Consider the following 20,008-nt stretch of genomic DNA (forward strand, 5'->3'; position numbering starts at 1 on the left):
TTCCTTGATGAAAACCTGCCCACCATGGGCAGCATCGATAAAAACCGGCTGAGGGTGCGGGTCACCCTCGCAATACAAAAGCGGGAAACAACTCGCGCAGACGGCCCCACAACTCCGGCAACGCGGCCTGTGCCGGGGCACTCGGCAGTTGCGTATCGAGCATGCTGGCGGTGCGCACCCTCTGCACGGCAAAGCGCTGCACACCACGGGCCTGCAAACGTTGGGCCAGGAGCAACAGGCGCGGTGGGTCGATCAGGTGCCAATGCACGGTGGTGCGGCATTCCTACTCCACGCCGCTGGCGAGCAAGGTGTCGAGGCTGCGCCAGTTGGCGGCGCCGCTGCCCTTGACCTGGGTGATCGACTGGCAGTCTTCGGCCAGGGCCTTGACGTCAAACCCGACACAGTCGGCATGGCGCAAGGTATGGGCAAACCCCGCCGGCTTGATCCCAGCACTGTGCAAGCCGATGTGAAAACCCATCGCGCGCGCACCCCGGTAACTGCCAACGGGACATTCAGCAACCAAGCCACGCGTGCCGCCAGCCACAGCGCGGCCAACACCGCCAATGGCCCCCGCTGAGGCCGGGGCGACCGGTCCAGGTCTGCACTGCCGTCAGCAGGAACCCGGCGATGATCGCCAGGCCGGCGCCGAACAGCACCAGCAACACCCAGGGCATCAGCACCTTGGCGCGCTGGCCGACGCCCTGCTCTACCCGCACCATTACCCGTGCGGGGAGTTGATGGTGCAGTCGCGCCAGGATCAGCACTTCGAAAAACACCGTGCCGATAAAGATCAGCGCGGCGAACAGATGGGCCAGCAGAAACAGCAGGTAAAGCATGGTGGCCTCGCAGGTCGCGTCGAGGCTCCAGTGTGGTCGGCCTGACGCTGCCAAACCTTGATGCCGATCAAGCTAAACGCGCACGCCGAGCATGCCGGCGGTAATGACCAGTGTCACCAGCGCACCGATCCCGATCACCGTCCAGGTCAAGGTCGCGCAACGTGTTTCGCTCACCCCATGGTTGCGCAGTACCCCGCGCAAACCGCAGGCCAGGTGCGCGATCAGCAGGAACACCGCCAGGGAGTAATGCGGCACCAGGCGAATGCTCCAGGCATCGGCCAGCAAGCCCACCGGTTCGGCCACGGCCCAGGCGTAATCGGTGTCGGTGCCGAAGTAGCGTGCCAGGGTGAACACTGAGTTGATATGAGAGGCGATAAACAGCGCCAGGTAAGCGCCGGATGCCGTCTGCAAGGCATCCAGCAGGTCGGCGCGCTGCTGGGTCCTGGGGCGGATCAGCACCAGGCCGCTGAGTATCTGGAAGAAGAACGTGACAATGATGATCGGTTCCAGCCAGCCATTGCGGTAGACCCCGCGCAACACCTCCATCACCGCCCGATGCGCATCGCTGCCCAGCACGCCGAACAGATGGTTGAACAGATGCGGCGCCAGGAACACCAGCAGGATCGCCACCGACGCAATGCCATGGGCAACCCGCAGCTTGACGTAGGTACGCGCGTGCCGACTGAAATCAATGCTCGGCAATGTGCTCGACACCATCGAGAAGTAGGCGATCAACGCCAGCCACAGGCCGCTCCACACCCAGAGGTCATGGCCATTGATCTTCATCAGGTACAACAACACGCCCATCAACGTGTAGGCCGGCGGCGCGGCCACCGCCAGGCAGGCCAGGCGCCGTGCAAGTACCAGCCGTGCCGTCATCACCGGCTGTATGCCTGTGACGAAAACGCAGTAGAACGCCAGCACCGGCACCGCATAGGCACTCAACATCAACGCCAGCGTCACCGGCGCGCCAGCCTCGGCGACATGGGCCTGGTTGCTCCATTGCAGCGCCCAGGGGTAATAGAGCGCGGCAGCGAATGGCAGCAGCCAGAGCCATTCGAGCCGGGTGTGGGTGAGCTTTTGTACGCGTGACATGACAACGTCCTTACTCATGGATTTTCCCTCGCGACCCTACGGGCTGGCCCGCGGGAAACCCAGGTCCAATCCCACGCTTTTTGCCTACTCCACTGCGCTAGAGCAACGGGATGCTGTAGCTGACGATCAACCGTGTCTCGTCCTTGTCGGCCGTGTCGTTACCGCGCAGTACCGCGCTGCGCCAGGTAAATCCCAGGCCTTTCAAGGTGCCGGTGGGGATCACGTAATCCAGGCGCAAGTCGCGCTCCCATTCACTATTGTCGCGGCTCGCGGTGCGGATATGGCTGCCGTGCAGGTAGGTCACGCTGGAGCGCAGCCCCGGCACGCCAAGGCTGGCAAAGTCATAGGCGTAGCTGCCAACGGTGGCCTGCTCACCGGCATTCACGAACTTCAGCGACTGGGAATTGGTGATCAGGTACAGGGAGCGGCCCTGGCCCTGGTTGATGTGCGGGAAGTCACTTTGCCCGCTGGTTTTCTGGTAGCCGAGGCTCAGCGAGTGCCCACTCAAGGCATAGGTGAACATCGCGCTCCACAGGCGGTTGTCGACCTTGCCCGCATTGACGCCCGGACCGTAGTAACCCGAGCTGACGTAACCTTCGCCGCGCCCGGCAGCGCTGCCATTCTTGCCGTCGGCGGTGCTGTAGAAATACCGCAGGTCGCTCTTGAGTTGGCCCACCGGCAGTTGCCAGTTGTGCACCAAACCGAGGAAATGCTGCTGGTAGAAATTCTCGAGGCTCGCGTAGTAGTACTGCACCTGCAACTGCTTGCTGACGGCGTAGTCCACGCCGCCGTAATAGAACTGGTTGCTCGCCTTGCCTTTGATGGGGTCGTTGGCACCGGCAATCGACAGGCCTTGGCCATTGCTGGAGTTACGGTCCATCACCTGCTCGATCTTGCCGGCAATCAGGTTGACGTCCTTGAAGTCCCTGGACTCCACTTGATACCCCCGGAAGGTCTGGGGCAACAGGCGACCGTCTTCGGTGGTCAGGATGGGCAGCTTGGGCATCAGGCTGCCGGCCTTGAGTTGGGTCTGGGCGATCCGCATCTTGCCGGTGACGCCGGTCTTGCTGAAGTCATGGGCAGCCTTGCCATCGTCCAGCGGGAAGACGCTGCCGGGGGTGTTGTCTGCGCCGGCCTTGCCCGCCCGGCCCGAAGCGTCCAGGCGCAAGCCGTACCATTCTTGCAGATCCACGCCCAGGCCGACCGTGCCCTCGGTGAAACCCGACTGGTAATTGAACATGAAGGCCTGGCCCCACTCCTTGTCCGAGGCGGCCTTGGCGTTGCGGGTGTCCTGGTTGTAATAGAAATTGCGCAGGTCGAGGCTGGCTTTGCTGTCGTCGATAAAACCCGACGCAGCCGCCTGCTGCGCGGCGCCGAGGGAGACGGCGAGCGCCAGGCAAGTCTTGTGGTTCATGAAGGCTCCGAGAAGTGATTGAGGCGATCCCGCCGGCGCCCTGTTTTTTTGTCGGCCAGGTGCGGCGGCATTCAGCGGGAGCGCGCACGGTATAGGGTTGGGGCACAGGGAAAAAGCCGGCAAAACTGCCAATCACTTTTTCAGTTTGGGTAACAATCCGGCGAACGGCGAGCGTGTATCCAGCAGCGAGGTGCGGATGAAATGCAGATAGCTTTCCACCCGGCGCAACGCCGAGGTTTCGAAGTGCGCCTCGAACGGTTCTACGCTGTGCTGCACACACTCGATCGCCTGTTCCACGGCGGCCAATGCACGCCGCCATGGCTTATGCTCCGGCTTCAGGAACAGGCGAACCAACGCCCGCCCCATGCTGCGCACTGCTTGGCGCCAAGCGGTGGACTCGGCGTAGCAGGCCAGCGTCGGCAGTTGCGCCTGTTCGCGGCGCAGCTCGATAATCGCGTGGCCCACGTCCAGCACCACAAAGGTCCAGCGCAGCAGGCGGTGTTGCACCTGGGGCTGGCCGGCCGACAAGCCATGGGCCTGGTTCAAGAGATCACGCGTGCCGCTTTCGAAGCCTGAGCCCAGCGCCGGCAAAGGCGCGTTGATGGCGAACACGACGCGGCGGCGCAGGTCCTGTTCCAGCCGACGCCACAACCACGGACTGTTGGGCGGCAGGATGATCGCCCCGGCTGCCGCGCACACCAGCATGCCAAACACCATGGCGAGGTAGTCGTTGATCAGGCCATAAGGGTTGTAGAGCGTGGGGTTGCCGGGTATCGAACTGGTGCCGAAAAACACCAGCATGCCCAGGCCGTAGCCCGCCCATTGCGGCTTGGCCAGCAGAAACGAACCGAGCATGATCACCGGCGCAATCACCAGGCACAGCAAGGGGAACCCATCGATCTGCGGGTAAACGAAGAACACTTCGAAAATGCCGATCACCGCCGCTGCCAGCGTCCCGCAGGCAATCTGGAACGACATCCGCCGGGGGTTGGTGGAGAATGCTGACAGCCCCACCGTCAGCGCAGACACCAGAGTCATTGCCGCGCCGCTGGGCCAGGCGGTGGCGATCCACAGGGCACACAACACCAGCAATACCAGCCCTGCACGCAGGCCTGCCGCCACCGCCGCCAGCCAATTGGTCTGGGGTTGGAAAGGCTCGGCCCAGCGCTCACGCACGGGGTGATGGTCGGCCAGGGATGCATGGGTCTGGGCGTAGCGGTGCAACTCGTCGGCGAAGCGATAGAGCAGCTCGCACGCCGTGTGAAAGTCCAGCCAATCGTCGGCGTGGGGATGGGCGCGCAACAGCTCGGCGCGCAGGTGACGGATCTGCATCGGCAACCCCTGCGTGTAGCGTTGCAGCCGTGCCGACAGGTGCGCCGCATCCAGGTCCGTCAGTACCTGGCCGGCGAACGGTTCCAGCACCTTGACCAACGCAACCAGGCCCGGGTCGACGGCGTTCAGCACTGCCGTGGCACCGCGCACCTGCAAGCGGTCCAGCAACTGATGCAGGGCATTGAAGCGTGTGGTGATGGCCATGAACTCGACATTGAGGCGATCAAGCCGGCCCTTGCGTCGGCGCAGTGCAGGGTCTTCGAACACGCTGACGCTGCGCAACCCTTCCAGGCCCACTGCTTCGGCAATGAAGCGCAGGTTGCTGGCCTCGAATGCCGCCTGGTCGTGGCTGCCGCGCAGCCCACTCAGCACAAATGCGGCGAAGCGGCCGAAGCGCTGATAGAGGGTATTGCGCAGGGCGGCGCCTGCCGTATTGGGCAACAGCGTTGCGCTGACCAAGGTGGCGCACAGCACGCCGAGGGTAATTTCCAGCACACGCCAGACCGCCGCCATGAACACCTGCTCCGGGTGCCCCACCACCGGCAAGCCGACCATGACCGCCGTGTACCCCGCCAACACAAACCCATAGGCACGAAAGTGACGATTGCGCGCCGCACCACACGAACACACGCCCACCCACAACGCCAGGCCACTCAGGAACAGCTCGGTGCTTTGGGCAAACAGGGCCATCAACAACACCATGAACGCCGACCCCACCAAGGTGCCGATTACGCGATAAACGCTCTTGGCCAGGACATGCCCGCTGAACGGCTGCATCACGATAAACACCGTGGTAATCGCGGTGCTGGGCTGCGGCAATTCCAGGCGCATCGCCAGCCACAGCGCGAGGTACGACGCGATCAGCACCTTGAACAGGTAGACCCACATCACCCCATCGGTGCGCGCCCATTCCAGGAAACCCCGACGCCAGGGCAGCGCTGTCAGCCAGCGCGAAAAATCAGTGAGTGATGGCACGAAAAGACGACTCCCGACAAGCTGGCTGGCACACAAGGCCGGCGACTTTAGGCAGTTGTGCCAGGGTCGGTAAGTCATCCAGAACGTGAATGACTGTTACGCAAAACTTCACAATAAATAGCGTTTACAGCGCCCCGCGTCTTCATGTCACACTGGAAAAACTCGTCATCCCTGGTAAGCCCCGATGGACATTCTGCAGAACATGCGCATCTTCCGTTGCGTCGCCGAAGCCGGCAGTTTCACCAGCGCGGCCTTGCGCCTGAAGACCAACACCACCCACGTTTCGCGCTCGATCTCCAACCTGGAGGCCCACCTGCGCACGCGCCTGTTCAATCGCACCACGCGCCGCATTGCCCTCACCGAATCCGGGCAACGCTACCTGCTGCGGTGCGAGCAGATCCTGCATTCGATCGAAGAAGCCGAAGTGGAAGCCGGCGATGCCCACACCCGTCCTATCGGCCAGCTCAAGGTGCATTCGATGACGGGCATCGGCCAGCATTACGTCGTGGACGCCATCGCCCGTTACCGCCAACACTATCCGGACGTGACCTTCAACCTGAGCATGAGCAACCGTATGCCCGACCTGGTGCACGAAGGTTTCGACGTGTCCATCGTGCTGGCCATTGACCTGCCGGACTCCAGCCATGTTTCGCAAAAACTCGGGACGACCTACAGCATCGTCTGCGCATCGCCCTCCTACGTGAAGAATCATGGCATCGCGCAAGTTCCCAAGGACCTGCTCGACCACGCCTGCCTGCGTCTGGTCAGCCCCGTGATCCCCCTGGAGGACTGGACGTTCGACGGTCCCAACGGCAAGGAAAACGTCATCATCACCCACTCGCCGTTCCTGGTGGACTCGGTCGACGCGATGAAGACCGCGATCAGCAATGACATGGGTATCGGCATTCTGCCGGTGCACGCCGCGATCAAGGGCTTGCGCAGCGGCAGCCTGGTCCGCGTACTGCCCGACTACCGCCTGGAAGAACTCAGCCTGTACGCCATTTACCCTTCCCGGCATTACCTGGATGCCAAGATCAAGACCTGGGTGGAATACCTGCGCAGCTCCCTGCCGGAAGTGCTCGCCGACCATAAGGCCGTGCTGAAAACCCGCGTGCCGCTCAGCGTTGTCGAGTCATAACGACTACAGCTCGTCATTGCGACTACAAAACTCTGCAGTCAAAATGACCTGATTCATACTATCTGATTGATTTATCTAAAGTTATTAGCTGGCATGGTTCCTGATGGGTGTGAAGTGAATCTTCGACACTCACAGAGAGATCACCATGAGCAATGAATTCAACCAACGCCTTGCCGTCGTCACCGGCGCCAGTTCCGGTATCGGCCTGGCCGTGACCCAGCGCCTGCTCGAACGCGGTGCGAAGGTGGTAGCGATGTCGCGTCAATGGGGTGGGCTCGGCGAGCTGGCCGAGACGTTTGGCGAGCAGTTGTCGTGGCTCAGCGGGGATGTGACCAAGGCTGCCGACCTGGCACGCCTGGCGCAATTGGCAGCATCGATCGGCCCCGTGGATTGCCTGGTGCCAAACGCGGGGATTGCACAGCTGGCCGACGGGCTCGACCTGGCGGCGTTTGACCGACAATGGGCGGTCAACGGGGCCGGCGCGCTGAACACCCTGGGCAGCCTGCGCGGGCAGTTGGCAGCGCAGGCGTCGGTCGTGTTCATCGGGACGTTCCTGGAGCAAGTGACCTTTCCCGGATTGGCCGCCTACATTGCCTCAAAAGCCGCGTTGCGGGCCCAGGTTCGCACCCTTGCGGTGGAGCTGGCGCCCCACGGCATTCGGCTGAACATGGTCTCGCCCGGCCCGACCGCCACCCCGATCTGGAGCACGCTGGGGCTCAATGACGAGTCACTCGGCTCCGTGGCGAAGACCGTCAACGCAAGGCTGCTCGACGGGCAGTTCCTGGAGCCCGGCGCGGTGGCCGATGTGATCCTGTTCCAGCTGAGCCAAGGCGCACGCAGCGTATTCGGCCAGGACTGGGTGGTGGACGGCGGGTATACCTTGCGCTGATCACGCCCGTGCAGGCAGGCCCTTGGCACCACCGAATGCCAGGGCCTTCCAGGCGATCACCAGCAGCGACAACCCGGCAAAGACCAACCCGCAGCCAATCACCCCGGTGGTGCCGAAAGCATTGATGAACAGACCGCCCATGGAGGCGCCGATCACCACGCCGGCATTTGCCGACGACACGTAAAGGCTGGTCGCGAACTCATGCGCCTGGGGTGCCGAAGACGTGAGCCAGACTTGCGTGACGACCAGGCCGCAGGTGTGGGCCGCGCCCCAAAGCAACACGATTACACTCATCGACACCCACGACAGGCTGCCAAACCCATACAACACCAGGTATGCCACCGCCAACACCACCGGATACCCCACGGCCGTCACCACCAGGTGTCGACTGAGCACACGCCCCACCAGCAGATTACCGACCACACCGCCGATGCCAAAGATCACCAGCATCAGGCTGATGGTCTGGCCGTCCATGCCGACCTGGGTCTTGAGGTATTCGGCGGCGTAGCTGTACACCGAAAACATCGTGCTAAATACCAGCACGGTGGCAATGATCGCCAGCCACACCGAGAGGCTGCGCAGCACGGCCAGTTGCTTGCCGAAACTCAACGGCGCCGCGCGCGCATGATCGGGCAGTTTGATCCACACACCCAACGCCGCCACTGCCGTCGCCAGTGCACAAAAATAGAACGAGGCTTCATAGGAAATACGCGCGCCCACCCAGGTGGTCAACGGCACGCCCAGCACCAGCCCGAGGGTGGTACCCACTACCGCCAGGGCCGTGGCATGGGCCGCGCGCTCCTTGGGGTACAGCGAGACCGCCGTGGAAAATGCCGCAGCAAAAAACACCGGGTGCAGCATGGCCGGAATCACGCGCAGCGCCATCAGCGTTTCGAAGTTCGGCGCAAACGCCGACAACACACTGCACACCGAGAACCCCAGCAATGCCCCCACCAGGATCTTCTTGCGCGCCAGCCGTGAGGCCAGCAACACCAGGAACGGCCCCAGCACCGCGACGATCAACGCAAACAAGCCCATCAACCACCCCGCCTGGGACACGCTGATACCGAAACGCTCGACGACCATCGGCAAAATGCCCACCACGCCAAATTCCAACGTGTACAGGCCGAACAACCCAAGAATGAGGTAGATCACGGGCTGACCTCGATCACCACTTTGCCGAAAGCGCCACGCTGCAAATGAGCGAAGGCTTGAGGCACCTCGGTAAACCGGTAGGTGTGGTCGATCACCGGGGCAAGGGTGTGTCGATCCACCATGCGGATCAGGTCTTCAAGGGCGCGGCGCGGGCCCACGGCCACGCCGACGATGGATGCGCGCTTGGCCAGCAGGCTCATCAGCGGCGCGCTCAACTGGTCACTCTCCAGCAAGCCGATCACCGAGATACGCCCGCCGTTGGCCACCGCTTGCAGTGAGCGCGCCAGGTTGTCGCCGCCGGCCATTTCCAGCACATGCTCGGCGCCGCGTCCGCCGGTGAGTTCCAGCACTGCGGTGTGCCAGTCCGGCACGCGCCCGCGGTGGATGCCATGGGTCGCGCCCAACTCAACGGCACGCGCAATTTTTTCATCGCTGCTGCTGGTGATGATCACGCGGGCGCCGTGGGCCGCCGCCAGTTGCACGGCAAACAGCGACACGCCGCCGGTGCCTTGCACCACGACAGTCTGGCCGGCGTGCAGGTGGCCGAGTTCAACCAGGGCCATCCAGGCGGTCAACCCCGCCACGGGCAAGGTGCTGGCTTGAGCAGCGCTCAGCGAGCGTGGCGCCAGTACGCACCACTCGGCGGGTGTGGCCACGTATTCGGCGAGCATGCCGGGGATCGGACCGCCTTGTGGCGGTGCCTCGGCCCAGGACAAGGGCTGGCCATCGACCCAGCCGGCAAAGAAGCTCGACAGCACCTGGTCGCCCATTTTGAAGCGTTGCACGCCCTCGCCCACCGCCACCACCGTGCCCGTCATGTCCGAGGCCGGGGTGAAGGGAAATTGCAGGCTGGCGCCCATGCCGTTTTCCGCCACTTCGGCATCACGGTAGTTGAGCGATACCGCCGCAACGCGCACCAGCACTTCCCCGGCCTTGGCGACCGGTCGCGGCACGCGGGCCAGGTGCAAGGTGTGAAGACCAAAGCTCGGGATTTCCCAGCGCTGCATCATGTCGGTCATGTTCAAGTCTCTCGTGAAGGATTTGGCGCAAGGATAAGAACCGCGCTTCACGGGATTAAGTAGGGGGCAGTTCCTGTGTCTACGGAGCTTTCATTCCGCAATGCCGGCAATTGCGCTAGGGTAGCGGCACTTCCCGTCGCCAATCGGTGCATCGATGGACAGCCTCACCACCCTTAATGCCTTTGTGCAGGTCGCCCACACCCACAGTTTTGTCGGCGCCGGCCGTGTGCTGGGCATCACTGCATCGGCGGTCGGCAAAAGCGTGGCGCGGCTGGAGGAGCGCCTGGGCGTCCGGCTGTTCCACCGCAGTACGCGCAGCGTGACCCTGACCGCCGAGGGCGAACTGTTCCTGGAGCGCAGCCGGCGCATCCTGCTGGAGATCGAGGAAGCCGAGGCGGAGTTGTCCCAGGTCAGCCAGGCACCCCGTGGCCGTCTCAAGGTCAGCCTGCCGCTGGTGGGTCATCCGTTTCTGCCGGTACTGGCCGACTTCAAGAAGGACTATCCCGACGTCGAGTTGGACCTGAGCTTCACCGACCGCCGCGTGGACGTGGTGGAAGAAGGCTACGACGCGGTGCTGCGCAGCGGTGAGGCGCCGGACTCGCGCTTGAGTTCACGGCTGGTCGGGGACTACCGGATGATCGTCGTGGCAGCCCCTGCCTACCTCGCCAGCCGAGGCACGCCTGGGCACCCGAGTGACCTGGCCGCGCACAGCTGCATCCTGTTCCGCTTCCCCAATACCGGCAAGTTGCAGCGCTGGCCGCTGCGCCAGGACGGCGTCGAGCTGGACATGCTGTTGCCCGCCGCGATGATCTGCAACAACCTTGAAGCCAGGGTGTGCTTTGCGCGCCAGGGCATTGGCCTCGCTTACTTGCCTGACTTTGCCATACGTGAATGGCTCGAAAGCGGCGAATTGGTGCAGGTGCTGCACGACTGCACCGAACGCGGCAGCTTTCGCATGATGTGGCCGTCGAGCCGGCACCCGTCGCCCAAGCTGCGCGTGTTTATCGACTTTCTCAAGGCGCGGCTGTTTGCCTGATCAGGCGTGGTCAAACCGCTCACGCGCACGGCGGAATTCATCGCCCTTCTCCACCACCCAAGTCCACAACGGAATCATATGCACCAGCAGTTCCGTGCCCAGGCTCGACAGCTCGTATTCAACCCTGGGCGGTACTTCGCGAAAGTCATGGCGCAGCACTAAACCGTCACGTTCCAGCTGGCGCAAGGTGCGGGTCAGCATGCGTTGGGTCACGCCCTGCATGCGCCGGCCGATCTCGGTGTGACGCAGGCGCCCGCTCACCCCCAACACATGCACGATGCCCAAGGACCAGCGGTTTCCCGCGTGGGTCAGCACCTCGCGCTTGAGGCCATCGTCGTCGGCGCTGAGGGCGTCGCAGGCGGCTTGCGAGCGGCGGATGATCTCGTCGTTATCCATGGAAGAGCCTCGGTATCACGGGTGTGCCTTCTTATGCGCAGCGATTAATTCTGCAAGCATGCCACGACTTTCCACACAGACGGAGCCTCCTATGACCCCCTCTTCTCTCCTGGTACTCGGTGCCGGCGAACTGGGCATGGCCGTGTTGCACGCACTGGCCGAGCTGGCCGAACCCCGCACCACACGCATCGCTGTACTGCTGCGCCCCGCCAGCCTGCACTCGGCGGCCGCCAACACCCTGCGTGAGCGCGGTGTAGAGCTGGTCGTCGGTGATCTACAGAACGATAGCCAACGTGCGCTCGCCGAACGGTTTGCGCCTTTCCACACCGTGATCTGCTGCACCGGTTTCGCCGCCGGCCCCGGCACCCAACGCAAGCTGGCACGCGCGGCCATTGAAGGCGGCGTGCAGCGCTATGTGCCGTGGCAATTCGGTGTGGATTACGACGTGATCGGTCGCGGCAGCCCGCAAGACACGTTCGACGAACAACTGGATGTGCGCGACCTGCTGCGCGGGCAACAGGCCACGCAATGGCTGATCATCTCCACCGGCATGTTCACCAGTTTTCTGTTCGAGCCGTCATTTGGCGTAGTCGACCTGGCGCAAAACCGCGTGCATGCCCTGGGCGACTGGGACACCGCCGTCACGGTCACCACACCGGAGGATATCGGCCGGTTGACCGCGCGCATCGTGCTGGCCGAACCGGCGCTGAACAATCAGGTGGTGTTCACCGCCGGCGACACCCTGACTTATGGGCAATTGGCGGACACCGTGGACGCCACCCTCGGCCTGCAACTCCAGCGCGAAGCCTGGTCGGTGCCGACGCTGCTGGCCGAGTTGGCCCAGGACCCCGACGACAACCTGAAGAAGTACCGCGCCGTATTCGCCCAGGGCAACGGCGTGGCCTGGGACCCCGCCGTGACTTTCAATGCCGGGCAGCGCATTGCGGTGACAGACGTCGAGCAATGGATCCGACAGCACCTCAAGGCACCGACGACCACCCACTGAAACCACCCGACGCCTTTAACGGGCACCAGGCGAAATCCCAGGGAGACGGCGGTAACGCCTGCGGTTCGGCCCCGAAAAAGCGGGGGTCTTTCCAATCGACAACCCGTGACGCCTGCCAGGCCAGGGCCACTCCCTGGGCCTGGCTTGCGTCCGTATTGACCCAGCGCGCGGCAGCCGCCGCCATGAACGCCTCGATCGGTTCGTCATCGATCTGCGCCCGGTACGGCGAACCCAGCAGCCAACGGCAGACATTCAGGTGATAGGTCCAATCCAGCGGCGGCCGGTGGCGATAAGCCCAGGTCATGAAGCTGCGGAACAGGTTCAATCCTTCAGGCGGATCCAGCTTGAGCAGCGCCGGGCAGATATCGAACAGGGTGTGCCAATACGGCAACAACCGCGCATCCAGGTGCACGAAGTTGCGGGAATTACTCGGGTATTCAGGCGGTGCCGGTTCCGCGTGCAGGCGGCGGGACGCCTTGCTGACCAGGCGGCTGGCGCCTGCGGGCAACAGGTGGTTCATGAAACGCACTCACTGTCATGACGAGGGAATGCCTCCCGATCACGGGAGGCCCAAGGCATACGTCAGAATGCGGGGGAAGCGCGGGGGTTGGCCGACGGCCAGGAATAGCGCGGCGGCGCCTTGTTGCGCCGCTCATGAGCCGGGCGCGGGGTTTGTCCCAGGCCGAGCAACCAGGCCAGGCCGACCAAAAACACCAGGGCGACCGTCAAGGCGTTGCAGACCGGGCAGGCAAAGTAGTTCGAGATGTTGCTGGAAGACGGGCTGCCCAACCCTTTGTCGGAAAGTGGCGCTGGCTTGCCGTCCACCGAACAGAACGCCCCGCCGATGCCATTCAGCTCCTGGCCCATCATCTGCCCATGCCCCAAACCGCAGACGAACAGGTTCATCAGCACGCAGAAGTACAGGGCCCAGGCAATCAGGGAACGGTCGGGGTGGCTCAATTTCATGGCGGCGACTCTACCACCAGAGCCGCCCAAGGATGAAGTGTCGCAGGCCCCTGTGGCAGAACGTCGCAGATTACGTGCACTTCCCAGGGTTGGTAGACTGGGCGCCCTCAAAGCCTGACGTATTGATCCAGAGCAATGCAGGCGTTTCACAGGATGCACAGTTGATGAGTACCTTATTCACCCGCCGCAAAGTGCTGACCGGAATGGGCCTGCTGGGCCTGGGCAGCCTGCTGGGCGGCTGTGACTACAGCCCCAAGCTGAACTTCAAGTACGGCAAGGACCTGAGCGACAAAATCATGGGCCGCACCTTCAAGCTCAAGAACACCGACGGCGAAACCGTCACCTTGAGCTCGTTCCGTGGCCTGATGCCGGTGGTGTTCTTCGGTTTCACCCAATGCCCGGCCGTGTGCCCGACCACCCTGGCGCGCGCTGCGCAGGCCAAGAAGCTGATGGGCCGCGACGGCGAAATCATGCAAGTGGTGTTCATCACCCTGGACCCGGAACGCGACACCCCCGAGATTCTCGACAAGTACGTCAAGGCTTTCGATCCGAGCTTCGAAGCGCTGTACGGCACCCCGGAAGAAATCGCCGTGGCCGCCAAGGAGTTCGGGATCTTTTATGAAAAGATCCCCGCCGGCGACACCTACACCCTGTCCCACACCGCCACCAGTTTCGTGTTCGACACCCGTGGCAACCTGCGCCTGGGCCTGCAGGCATCCCTTACCGCTAAAGAGTGCGCAGAAGACCTGCTCACCGTCATGGAGGTCTGCTAATGACTGCCGTTCAACACCTCAAACGCACCCTCATCGGCATGACCCTGCTGGGCCTCGCCGCCCACGCCAGCGCCCAGGTGCAAGTCACCGACGCCTGGGTACGCGCCACCGTGCCGGGCCAGCCGTCCAGCGGCGCGTTCATGACCGTCACCGCCGACACTGACAGCAAACTGCTGAGCGTGGCCTCGCCGGTGGCCAAGGACGTGCAGATCCATGAAATGAGCATGAAGGACGACGTCATGCGCATGGGCCCGGTGGATTCGGTAGCCCTGCCCGCCGGCAAGGCCGTGACCCTCGACCCAAATGGCTACCACGTAATGCTGATGGGCCTGACCGGCCAGATCAAGGAAGGCGACCAAGTACCGCTGACCCTCACCGTACAAAATGCCAAGGGCGAAAAGCAGGCGATTGAAGTGAAGGCCCCGGCCCGTGGCGTGGATGGGATGGACCACAGCAAGATGCATTGAGGCACGGGCTTCTGTGGTGAGCGGGCAAACCTGCCCACCACAAAGCCCTGCTCGAATCAGTCACACAACAATAGGCAACCGGCGCACGCGCTTACCCGTCGCCGCAAACACCGCGTTCACCACCGCCGGGGCAATCGTCACCGTCGACACCTCGCCAATCCCGCCCGGTGTTTCCTCGCTGTCCAGCAGGTACGTGTCGATCAGCGGCGCTTCATTCATCCGCAGCAGGCGGTAGCTGTCGAAATTGGCTTGTTCCACTCGTCCGTCCTTGAAGGTGATGTTGCCGAACAACGCCGCCGTCAGGCCGAAGATTGCCCCACCCTGCATCTGCGCGACCACGCTGTCGGGCACGATGGCACGGCCGCAGTCCACCACGCAGGTGACCTTGTGCACCCGCACCTGGCCCGCCTCCACACTGACTTCTGCCACCTGCGCCGCGTAGGTGCCAAAACAAAAGGTCAATGCCACCCCCCGACCACGTCCTGGCGCCAGCGACGTGCCCCATTGGGCGTGTTGCGCTACGGCCTCCAGCACCTTGCGCGCACGCGGATGCTTGTCCAGCAGGGCCAGGCGATAGGCGATCGGATCCTGCCCGGCCAGATGGGCCAGTTCGTCGATAAAACCTTCCACCATGAACACATTCTGGGTATGCCCCACTCCCCGCCAAAAACCCGTGGTAATGCCCGCGGGCGGTTCGTGGCGCACGTAGTTCACGCCGATATTGGCGAAGTCATAGGGGCCGCTGGGGTCTCGGATTGCATCACCGTCGATGCCATGGGTGAAGCGCTCCGGCAACCAGCGCGCGAGGATCGATGAGCCGGTGACTTTATGGGTCCACACGGTGGGTTTGCCGCTGGCATCGAGCCCGGCGCTGAGGTGGTTGAAATGGTAAGGACGCAAGGTGCTGTGGCGGGTGTCTTCCTCACGCGACCAGATGACTTTGAGGGGAAATGTCACTTGCTTGGCAAAGGCCACGGCGTGGGCCACGAAGTCCACGTCCAGGCGCCGACCGAAGCCGCCGCCGAGCAAATGGTTGTGTACCTGCACCTGGTTTTCCGCCAGGCCCGTCTGCTGCATCGCCACCGCCTGGGCCCGCGCCGGTACCTGGCTGCCGAGCCACAGGTCACAGCCATCGGGCCGTACATGCACGGTGCAGTTCACCGGTTCCATGCACGCATGCGCCAGAAACGGCACTTCGTACACGGCCTCCAGGATCTTGCTGGCGCCGGCCAACGCCTGTTCGGCGTTGCCCACGGTCTTCACCACCGCACCCGCCGCCTGGGAGGCCTGTTCGATGTCCGCGAGCATCTGCGCCGTGGAGAACTGGCCATTGATGCCTTCGTTCCACTGCACACTCAGCAGCGCCAGGGCCTTGCGCGCAGCGCCCATGTGCTCGGCCACCACTGCCACGGCAGTGTCGGTACGCAACACCTGCAGCACGCCCTTCACCGACAGCGCGGCGTGGTCATCGACGCTGACCAGAGTGCCGCCGATCACCGGGCAGGTCATGATCGCAGCCACCTTGAAGCCCTCAGGCCGCGCATCGATGCCATAGCGGGCAGTGCCGTTGACCTTGCTGGCCGAGTCGGTGCGCTGGCGGGTCAGGCCGATCAGTTGGAAGTGTTCGGCGCTCTTGAGTTCGACCTTGTCCGGCAGCGGCAAGGTCGCGGCCTTTTGCACCAATTCGCCATAGGCCAGTTGCCGTTGGCTGTCGGCGTGATAGACCACGCCCTCGCGCGCGCTGCAACGGCTTGGCGCCACGTTCCAGTACAAGGCGGCGGCCTCCAGCAGCAAGGTGCGCGCAGTGGCCCCGGCCTGACGCAAAGGGGTCCAGGCACTGCGTACCGAGGTGGAACCGCCCGTGACCTGGAAACCCAGCAACGGGTTGGCATAGCGCTTGTTATCCGCGGGGGCGTGCTCAAGGGTGACCTGATCCAGGCGCACTGCCAGCTCTTCGGCAATCAACACGGGGATCGAGGTGTAGGTGCCCTGCCCCATTTCCACCTGGGCGATGGTGAAGGTCACCCGACCGTCGCGATCGATCCGGATAAACGCATTCGGCGCAAACACCACGGTTTCATCCGCAACAACCTGCCCCATGGGCAACCTCAGGCTCAGCAGCAAACCACCGCCGCTGGCGGCACTGACTTTAAGAAAACCACGTCGTGTGATCATGCGCTGGCCGCCTGCTTGATCGCCGCACGGATGCGCACGTAGGTGCCGCAGCGGCAGATATTGCCGGCCATGGCGTTGTCGATATCGCTGTCACTGGGGTTCGGGTTGCTGGCCAACAACGCCGAGGCGGACATGATCTGCCCGGACTGGCAGTAGCCGCATTGCACCACTTCCAAGTCACGCCAGGCGGCCTGGATCTTCTGGCCGGCGGGGGTCTCGCCGATGGCTTCGATGGTGGTGATGCTGGCCCCCACCAACGCACTCACCGGCATCACGCACGCGCGGATCGGCGTGCCATTCATCTGCACCGTGCAGGCGCCGCACAGGGCCATGCCGCAACCGAACTTGGTGCCGGTCATGCCCAGCACATCGCGCAACACCCAGAGCAGCGGCGTGTCGTCATCGACATCCACAGTGTGCGGGGTGCCATTGATATTCAGCGTCTGGGCCATGGGACAACTCCTGAGGATGGACGGACCATCTTAGGAGCACGCCGTGCGGCACAGAACGTCGCCAGCCCGCATAGGCTATGAAGGCAAACTTACTAAAGTACTTGCAGTGGTGGCGACGGCGCGAGGCTGGACGGCTCGCGCAGAAAGTCGATCAGTGCACGCAGCTTGCGGCTCACGCGACGGCGATCGGAGTAATACAGGGTGAAGCCGGGCAAGGCCGGGCACCAGTCCTCGAACAGGCTGACCAGTTCACCACGGGCGATAAAGGGGTCGATGTGGCCACTGATCATGTAGCCAATGCCCAGGCCATCCAGCACGCTTTGCACCAAGGCCGACGAGTCGTTGACGATTATCCGCCCGCGCACCGGCAGTTGCAGGGTTTCCAGGCCCCTGGCGAAGTCCCAGCGCTCGACCACGCCGCTGGACGCACGAAACGTGATGCAATTGTGCTGGAGCAATTCGCTGGGATGCTGCGGTGCGTCGTGCCGCGCCAGGTAGGCCGGTGATGCGATCACACGCATGCGCAGAGCGGGGCCGACCTTGACCGCGACCATATCCTGCTCGACGAAATCGCCAAAACGGATACCGGCGTCATAGCCCAGGCGCACGATGTCCACCAGGGCATTTTCCATCGTCAGTTCGAGGTCAATCTGCGGGTGCACCTGCAGAAATGCCGCGAGCACCGGTTGCAGCACGGTCATGTACGCGGCGCGCGGCACGTTGAGACGCAGCAAGCCTGAGGGTGAGCCGCTGCTGTCACCGACTTCCAGGGCCGCAGCCGTCAAGGCGCTGACCGCCGGTTGCACCTTGGCCAGGAAGCCCAGACCTGCTTCCGTGAGGCTGACACTGCGGGTGGTGCGATTGAATAACGCAACGCCCAGGCGCCGCTCCAGGTTGCGAATGACCTGGCTGACCGCCGACGGCGACACACCCAGGCGCACGGCGGCGGCCGAAAAGCTGGCATGTTCAGCGACGCAAACGAAGGTCACCAGCCCGTCGAGTTGATCCTGGCGCATAAAGGGTTCCGCAGAAAATGAACGGTATAGCACAAGCATTGTGAAGACAGGCTTCAAAGCCTGAACAGCATTACAGGGCTAGCGCATTCAATCCAATGCTGTATCCATACCTAAAAGCTCTGCCATCGACACTTACTATATATTTTCAATCTGAAAACAGACTCGATAGCCTGACGGCTCACAATTCCAACAATAAATCGGGTATTCCTGTGAACACATCCCCCCGCGCCCTTAAAAGCCTGCTGCACCTGGCGGTGGCTTTCGCCCTGTTCAACAGCGTTGGCGCCTACGCGGCCAACACCGGCGAGCTGCCCTGCACCACCACCGAACAATGCGCCGCCCAGGCGGCAAAAGTCGGCGCCACGCCGGACAGTGCGCAAACCGAGCGCAAAGCCAAAGGCGATCCCACCCAGACTCAATTCGCCTGGCTCAACCGCATCAACAAAGCCTCGATCGTGATGCTCACCGAAGAAGGCATTGTGAAACCCGAGATGGGCCAGAAGATCGCTGGCGGCGTGCGTTATGCGATCGCCCAAGCCGACCAGCCCGGCGGCACGCGCCCGAGCGATGTGCTGCAACTGGAAAAGATCATGACCGACAAGATCGGTCCCGAGGCCTCGCTGATTCATTCCGGCCGCAGTCGCCAGGACATGCTCGCCACTTACCGCCTGGCCGCCCTGCGCAGCCAGGTGCTGGCCTACAGCGAAGCCCTCAACGCCACGCGCCTGCGCCTGTTGAACATTGCCGACAAGAACGTCGATACCCTGGTGCCGGCCTACACCAACGGCGTGCAGGCCATGCCGATCAGCTATGCGCATTACCTGCTGGCCTTTGAGGCCGCGTTCGACCGTGACGGCCAGCGCATCCGCGAGCTGTACACACGCCTGAACAAAAGCCCGATGGGCACCGCCGTGCTGGCCAATTCGGCCTACCCGCTGAACCGCGAGCGCTTGGCCGAGCTGCTGGGCTTTGATGGCGTGCGTGAGAATTCATTGGATTCCAGCCAGGTATCGACCTATGACATCCCAATCGAGGCGGCCAACCTGGCGTCGTCATCGGCGATTCGCGTGGGCGCCATGATTGGCGACATCCACACCCAGTATCACCAGATCCGCCCATGGTTGCTGTTGGATGAAGAAGCCACTTACACCAGCAGCGCCATGCCGCAAAAACGCAACCCAGGCCTGCTGATGCGTGCCCGAGAGTCCGCCTCGGATGTGGTCGGCCTGGCCCAGGCGGTGACCTTGCGCGCGCACAACGTCACCACCGGCATGACCGACTATAAATTCGCGTTCGATTCCCTGGGCGTATTCCGTTCCACTCAGGAAATGTTCGAAAGCATGGATGCCGTGCTCGACGCGCTGCAGATCAACCCGCAGCGCGCATTGGAAGAACTGGAATCGGAATGGACCACCTCAATGGAGCTGGCCGACACCCTGGAGCGCCAGTTCAAGGTGCCGTTCCGGATTGGCCACAGCTTTGCCTCGCTGATCGTCACCGAAGCGCGCAGCAACGGCACCACGCCGAAAACCTTCCCCTACGCCGACGCGCAGAAGCTGTATCGCCAGGCGGCGGACAAGTACAAGTGGACGCCCAATACCTTGCCGCTGGACGAGGCCGGCTTCCGTGCGGCGCTGTCGCCAACCACCATGGTGCAGACCCGCAAAGGCACGGGCGGGCCGCAGCCGCAAGAGGTCAAGCGCATGCTGGTGGAGGCGCGCAAGACGTTGGAAGGCGATCAGCAGTGGTTGAAAGAGCGGCGTGAGAAGCTCAAGGGCGCTGAAGAAAATCTCGATAAGGCCTTCGATAAGCTCAAGGGCTAACACCCGGTCCACAATGTTGCGGTTTGCTTTTGCTACTGTGGTGAG

18 protein-coding genes and 2 pseudogenes are annotated in these 20,008 nt (G+C 63.1%); 7 read left to right on the top strand and 13 right to left on the bottom strand.

Translation table 11 applies throughout. The features are described 5' to 3' along the window. Positions 1 to 61 precede the first annotated feature (61 nt). The 5 genes and pseudogenes from AYR47_RS24550 to AYR47_RS24570 form a co-directional block, all read right to left on the bottom strand. Positions 62 to 487: pseudogene (locus AYR47_RS24550) on the bottom strand (anaerobic ribonucleoside-triphosphate reductase activating protein); the annotation flags it as partial. A gap of 8 nt (positions 488 to 495) precedes the next feature. Continuing rightward, positions 496 to 836, bottom strand: a pseudogene (locus tag AYR47_RS32300) (NnrS family protein); the annotation flags it as partial. Between the two features lie 72 nt (positions 837 to 908). Beyond that, entirely contained in the window at positions 909 to 1,931 is a 1,023-nt protein-coding gene (locus AYR47_RS24560; protein WP_061448821.1) for a hypothetical protein, read from the bottom strand. A gap of 97 nt (positions 1,932 to 2,028) precedes the next feature. After that, on the bottom strand, positions 2,029 to 3,345 hold the full coding sequence (locus tag AYR47_RS24565) for an OprD family porin (RefSeq protein ID WP_033901868.1): 1,317 nt from the start codon (positions 3,343 to 3,345) through the stop codon (positions 2,029 to 2,031). 132 nt (positions 3,346 to 3,477) lie between these two features. Continuing rightward, a complete protein-coding gene (locus AYR47_RS24570) occupies positions 3,478 to 5,652 on the bottom strand; it encodes an FUSC family protein (RefSeq protein WP_061448822.1) in 2,175 nt (724 codons plus the stop codon). Between the two features lie 184 nt (positions 5,653 to 5,836). Here AYR47_RS24570 and AYR47_RS24575 point away from each other — a divergent pair, with 184 nt between their 5' ends. Next, positions 5,837 to 6,790, top strand: coding sequence for a LysR family transcriptional regulator (locus AYR47_RS24575; RefSeq protein ID WP_033901866.1), 954 nt, complete (start codon positions 5,837 to 5,839; stop codon positions 6,788 to 6,790). 145 nt (positions 6,791 to 6,935) lie between these two features. Continuing rightward, the gene (locus AYR47_RS24580; RefSeq protein WP_033901865.1) at positions 6,936 to 7,679 is read left to right on the top strand and encodes an SDR family NAD(P)-dependent oxidoreductase; all 744 of its coding nucleotides are present in this window, start codon (positions 6,936 to 6,938) and stop codon (positions 7,677 to 7,679) included. Here the strand turns inward: AYR47_RS24580 and AYR47_RS24585 are convergent, their stop codons facing one another. Together AYR47_RS24585 and AYR47_RS24590 are read right to left on the bottom strand one after the other, a co-directional pair. Further along, positions 7,680 to 8,834: an MFS transporter gene (locus tag AYR47_RS24585; RefSeq protein ID WP_061448823.1), complete on the bottom strand. Its 1,155-nt coding sequence runs from the start codon at positions 8,832 to 8,834 to the stop codon at positions 7,680 to 7,682. It abuts the gene before it with no gap. Further along, entirely contained in the window at positions 8,831 to 9,853 is a 1,023-nt protein-coding gene (locus AYR47_RS24590; RefSeq protein ID WP_061448824.1) for a zinc-dependent alcohol dehydrogenase family protein, read from the bottom strand. The genes AYR47_RS24585 and AYR47_RS24590 overlap by 4 nt, the downstream gene beginning before the upstream one ends. Before the next feature lie 154 nt (positions 9,854 to 10,007). On the opposite strand from AYR47_RS24590, the gene AYR47_RS24595 reads away from it, so the two are divergent. Next, a complete protein-coding gene (locus AYR47_RS24595; protein ID WP_061448825.1) occupies positions 10,008 to 10,889 on the top strand; it encodes a LysR family transcriptional regulator in 882 nt (293 codons plus the stop codon). Here the strand turns inward: AYR47_RS24595 and AYR47_RS24600 are convergent, their stop codons facing one another. Next, a complete protein-coding gene (locus tag AYR47_RS24600; protein WP_061448826.1) occupies positions 10,890 to 11,285 on the bottom strand; it encodes a winged helix-turn-helix transcriptional regulator in 396 nt (131 codons plus the stop codon). It abuts the gene before it with no gap. A 91-nt stretch (positions 11,286 to 11,376) separates the two neighbouring features. On the opposite strand from AYR47_RS24600, the gene AYR47_RS24605 reads away from it, so the two are divergent. After that, the gene (locus tag AYR47_RS24605) at positions 11,377 to 12,291 is read left to right on the top strand and encodes an aromatic alcohol reductase (protein WP_061448827.1); all 915 of its coding nucleotides are present in this window, start codon (positions 11,377 to 11,379) and stop codon (positions 12,289 to 12,291) included. Here AYR47_RS24605 and AYR47_RS24610 read toward each other — a convergent pair. Both AYR47_RS24610 and AYR47_RS24615 read right to left on the bottom strand, forming a co-directional pair. Then, a complete protein-coding gene (locus AYR47_RS24610; RefSeq protein WP_033901859.1) occupies positions 12,266 to 12,811 on the bottom strand; it encodes a putative natural product biosynthesis protein in 546 nt (181 codons plus the stop codon). The genes AYR47_RS24605 and AYR47_RS24610 overlap by 26 nt on opposite strands. 62 nt (positions 12,812 to 12,873) lie before the next feature. Then, a complete protein-coding gene (locus AYR47_RS24615; protein WP_033901858.1) occupies positions 12,874 to 13,257 on the bottom strand; it encodes a DUF2946 domain-containing protein in 384 nt (127 codons plus the stop codon). Positions 13,258 to 13,421: 164 nt separating this feature from the next. Between AYR47_RS24615 and AYR47_RS24620 the strand changes: the two genes are divergently transcribed. Further along, positions 13,422 to 14,030, top strand: a complete 609-nt coding sequence (locus tag AYR47_RS24620; protein ID WP_016976099.1) for an SCO family protein — start codon at positions 13,422 to 13,424, stop codon at positions 14,028 to 14,030. Continuing rightward, positions 14,030 to 14,497, top strand: coding sequence for a copper chaperone PCu(A)C (locus AYR47_RS24625; protein WP_033896646.1), 468 nt, complete (start codon positions 14,030 to 14,032; stop codon positions 14,495 to 14,497). The genes AYR47_RS24620 and AYR47_RS24625 overlap by 1 nt, the downstream gene beginning before the upstream one ends. 60 nt (positions 14,498 to 14,557) lie before the next feature. On the opposite strand, the gene AYR47_RS24630 is transcribed toward AYR47_RS24625, so the two are convergent. The 3 genes from AYR47_RS24630 to AYR47_RS24640 all read right to left on the bottom strand — a co-directional run bounded on the left by AYR47_RS24630 (position 14,558) and on the right by AYR47_RS24640 (position 18,140). Beyond that, the gene (locus AYR47_RS24630) at positions 14,558 to 16,672 is read right to left on the bottom strand and encodes a xanthine dehydrogenase family protein molybdopterin-binding subunit (protein WP_061448828.1); all 2,115 of its coding nucleotides are present in this window, start codon (positions 16,670 to 16,672) and stop codon (positions 14,558 to 14,560) included. Next, entirely contained in the window at positions 16,669 to 17,124 is a 456-nt protein-coding gene (locus AYR47_RS24635; protein ID WP_033896649.1) for a (2Fe-2S)-binding protein, read from the bottom strand. The genes AYR47_RS24630 and AYR47_RS24635 overlap by 4 nt, the downstream gene beginning before the upstream one ends. Positions 17,125 to 17,216: 92 nt before the next feature. Next, positions 17,217 to 18,140 carry a LysR family transcriptional regulator gene (locus AYR47_RS24640; RefSeq protein WP_061448829.1) on the bottom strand — a complete coding sequence of 308 codons (924 nt, stop codon included), beginning with the start codon at positions 18,138 to 18,140 and terminating at the stop codon, positions 17,217 to 17,219. A gap of 209 nt (positions 18,141 to 18,349) precedes the next feature. Between AYR47_RS24640 and AYR47_RS24645 the strand changes: the two genes are divergently transcribed. Further along, the gene (locus AYR47_RS24645; protein WP_033896652.1) at positions 18,350 to 19,963 is read left to right on the top strand and encodes an argininosuccinate lyase; all 1,614 of its coding nucleotides are present in this window, start codon (positions 18,350 to 18,352) and stop codon (positions 19,961 to 19,963) included. Positions 19,964 to 20,008: the final 45 nt, after the last annotated feature.

Origin of the sequence: Pseudomonas azotoformans, from assembly GCF_001579805.1 — a bacterium.
In the GTDB taxonomy this organism is placed as follows: domain Bacteria; phylum Pseudomonadota; class Gammaproteobacteria; order Pseudomonadales; family Pseudomonadaceae; genus Aquipseudomonas; species Aquipseudomonas azotoformans_A.